Origin of the sequence: Flavobacterium sp. (assembly GCF_043756175.1) — a bacterium.
Taxonomy (GTDB): domain Bacteria; phylum Bacteroidota; class Bacteroidia; order Flavobacteriales; family Flavobacteriaceae; genus Flavobacterium.
In genome coordinates, this window is the sequence record NZ_JAYURN010000151.1 from 1 (window position 1) to 2,940 (window position 2,940).

At 33.4% G+C, this 2,940-nt stretch carries 2 protein-coding genes and 1 pseudogene; all 3 read right to left on the bottom strand.

Going from position 1 to position 2,940, the window contains the following annotated elements:
- Nucleotides 1–202, bottom strand: a pseudogene (locus ACH2BP_RS12040) (sensor histidine kinase); the annotation flags it as partial.
- A 641-nt stretch (nucleotides 203–843) separates the two neighbouring features.
- The gene (locus ACH2BP_RS12045; protein WP_395060226.1) at nucleotides 844–1,233 is read right to left on the bottom strand and encodes a hypothetical protein; all 390 of its coding nucleotides are present in this window, start codon (nucleotides 1,231–1,233) and stop codon (nucleotides 844–846) included.
- Nucleotides 1,234–1,401: 168 nt separating this feature from the next.
- The coding region (dnaB, locus tag ACH2BP_RS12050) for a replicative DNA helicase (protein ID WP_395060228.1) at nucleotides 1,402–2,940 on the bottom strand (1,539 nt) is incomplete at its 5' end.

Sequence of the window (2,940 nt, forward strand, 5' to 3'; positions counted from 1 at the left end):
CTTCTTGAGTTATAATTACAGCGCTTAAAAGCCCTTTCTGGTATTGAATTTCTAAATCTTTTTTTTCTAACTCTTTCTGAATAATCTTCTTTCTTGAAAAATAGAAAAACAAAACCATTACTATTCCCATTAAAAGAAAAGCAAAACAAGTGTAAAAAATAATTTCAATTATATCATTTTCATGAAGAGTATTTACTTTCATAAAACAGCATTAATTATCTTTTTAGGATTACTTTTTTTCCATTCTACAAATATGAATACTTGATAGACGATGTATAAAAAGCTATTCAAAATCCACGGAATTTTATTTAGTTTTGGACTTAATGATGTCATGAGGTTACCCACTAAAAACAAAACGGTACTTCCAAACAAGTACAGCAAAATACCCATATTGATATAATAAAATTCTTTCTTAGAATTCAACAGATTGTAAAAATGAAAAGCGGAATAAATGACCAGTAAAAATGAGGTTATGAAAATTTCAAACAAATTGAATTTAAAAAACAGGCCGGGATTAAGTCCGTATTGAATCCCCAAAATCGACAATCCCATAATTAAGCCAATGTTCACCATTTTTTTTTGAAATGCATCTTTGAATAAATTTTTATAAAAGAAACTAAGCACAATAAATTGTTCAACAAAGTAAAAGTGTGATAGAAATAAATTGTTCGTTTTTAGTTGAATTAAAATTTCAGCCAAAATTTGAACCATAAAAACCAACCCTAAGTACAGAGTAAATATTTTATAAGCATTCCCTTCATTGGAAAAACTTATAAAAAAAAGGATGAAATTCAATAATAAAATCGAATATCCGATATATGCTAGTATTTGATTCATTACCTATTAAGTTAACAAAGGACTTGAAGGATCACAATCAGTTGGACATGGTCTTGTAAAATCGTAAATATTATCCGCTTCCTTGTTAACTCCGTCCCCATCAGATATCATATCAACATAAATACCCGTTAAAGGATCAAATTTAGTCCCAACAATCATTAATTTTTCAACACCTTTATCATTAACACCAATATAAGCTCTTGCAGCATCAATTCCTTCAACTAATACTTCCAGAATATCTTTTTTTGGTATTAAAAAAGCATGTACATGATGGTGCTTATTGTATTGTCCCTCTTCTTTAGTCCAACGCTTAGCCCAACGTTGTGCTTCTTTAAGTGAGATTGCGTTTGTTGCTTTAATTGATTCTAGGTTTTCGAATGAACGTTCTTCAGACATACTTCTTCGTTATTAAATTAATACAATTATTTGCTAAACTACTAATTAATATTACCTTAACAAAACTAATGACCAAATTATCCTAATGAAAAAAGCCTAAATCTATAGAGAATTTAGGCTTTTTTAATGGTATAGAAATAAAAGACGAGTTGGTTTTATTTTATTTTTCTAAAACGGCACATCACTATCATCATCTTCGTCATTCAAATTACTGCCAAAAGCTTCATTAGCTGATGGGAGATTTTTAGTGATAAAAGGATTATCATCTTGATTCATACTCGATGGTAAATCATCGTAACTGCCACTGTAATCTTCCAGGTTATCAAATTTACCCAAATGTCCGATAAACTTCAAACGAACGTTTTCAATACTACCATTACGGTGCTTGGCAATCATTATTTCTGCCTGACCAGCAGTTGGTGAAGCTTCATCATCATCCCATTCGTCAATTTTATAATATTCAGGACGGTATAAAAACGATACAATATCGGCATCTTGCTCAATCGCCCCTGATTCACGAAGGTCAGAAAGCAACGGTCTTTTACTGGATCCACGCGTTTCAACCGCACGCGATAACTGAGAAAGTGCAATAACAGGAACATTCAACTCCTTAGCTAATGCTTTTAAGTTTCGGGAAATCGTGGAAATCTCCTGTTCTCTATTTCCTCCTCCTTTTCCGTTTCCACCGGCGGTCATCAATTGCAAATAATCAACAATAATAATTCGGATACCATGTTGTGAAACCAAACGTCTTGCTTTTGCTCGTAAATCAAAAATAGACAATGAAGGTGTATCATCAATGAATAAAGGTGCTTTCTCTAAGTTTTTAACTTTGGTGCTCAATTGTTCCCATTCGTGTTTTTCCAGTTTTCCGGTACGCAATTTCTCCGATGACAGACCAGTTTCAGATGAAATCAAACGGGTGATTAACTGTACTGACGCCATTTCCAGAGAAAATAAGGCTACAGGCATTCCAAAATCAATTGCCATATTTCGAGCCATTGATAATACAAATGCGGTCTTACCCATCGCTGGTCTTGCCGCTATAATAATTAAATCACTTGGTTGCCAACCAGAAGTAATCTTATCCAATTTATCAAAACCGGTTGCTACACCACTCAATCCTTCTTGTCCTGCAATTTCCTCAATACGTTTTTTAGCCTGCAACACTAAACTTTGGGCCGTTTCGGAACTTCGTTTGATATTTCCTTGTGTAACCTCGTATAATTTGGATTCAGCTCTGTCTAACAAATCAAAAACATCTGTTGTTTCGTCGTAGGAATCTTCAATAATCTCAGTTGAAATCCGAATCAAACTGCGTTGAATAAATTTTTGAAGTATGATTCTAGAGTGAAATTCGATGTGTGCCGAAGACGATATCTTTTGCGTAAGCTGTATTAGGTAAAAATCACCGCCTGCTAATTCTAATTTGGCATTTTTCTTAAGTTGTGCAGAAACGGTTAATAAGTCAATAGGCTGCGTTTCTGTAAACAGTTGAACGATAGCTTCAAATATATGTTTGTGTGCTTCTTTATAAAAAGCATCGGGCTGCAGAATGTCAATTACATCATCAACCCCTTTTTTGTCAATCATCATGGCTCCCAGCACAGCCTCTTCTAAATCTAGAACCTGCGGTTGCAATTTTCCTTTTTCAAGGCTTATAATAGTAGTTTTATCAACCTTAACAGGATTAATATTTCTGAAGTT

Coding starts and splice junctions, on each gene's coding strand:
- ACH2BP_RS12045 (WP_395060226.1), bottom strand. CDS start 1,233: ATGTCTGAAGAACGTTCATTCGAAAACCTAGAATCAATTAAAGCAACA.